This window comes from Bacillus sp. SRB_331 (assembly GCF_003264175.1).
GTDB classification, from domain to species: domain Bacteria; phylum Bacillota; class Bacilli; order Bacillales; family Bacillaceae_G; genus Bacillus_A; species Bacillus_A mycoides.
Genome location: NZ_NADV01000178.1, coordinates 1 through 386 on the forward strand (window position 1 = coordinate 1; position 386 = coordinate 386).

A 386-nucleotide genomic window follows, 5' to 3' on the forward strand; every position below is an offset into this window, starting at 1 on the left:
CGCACCAAGCCGGGCGTGGAGCTCGGCTACAGCGACGCCGACATGCAGGCGGGCTTTGCCCTCAAGACGGCGGTCGACCAGCTGCCCGGCGCCGGCGTGATGCCCGACATCCAGGCCGCCATCGACCACGCTGCAGCGCGCAGCGGCGGCAAGGTCGGCATCGTCGGCTTCTGCTGGGGCGGCCTGCTCGCCTGGCGCGCGGCCTGCGAGCTGCGCGGCCTGGCCGCGGCCGTGTGCTACTACGGCGGCGGCATGACCACGGCCGAGGAGGCGGCGCGCAAGCCGCACTGCCCGGTGCTGGCGCACTTTGGCAGCCGCGACCACTGGATCTCGCAGGACAGCGTGCAGGCCTTTGCGCGCGCGCAGCAGCAGGTGCAGGTGCATGT

At 73.6% G+C, this 386-nt stretch carries 1 protein-coding gene; it reads left to right on the plus strand.

From position 1 onward, the window contains the following. Positions 1 to 386 (plus strand): dienelactone hydrolase family protein (locus tag B5P42_RS31685; RefSeq protein WP_181458869.1); only part of this gene is annotated, 386 nt, incomplete at both ends.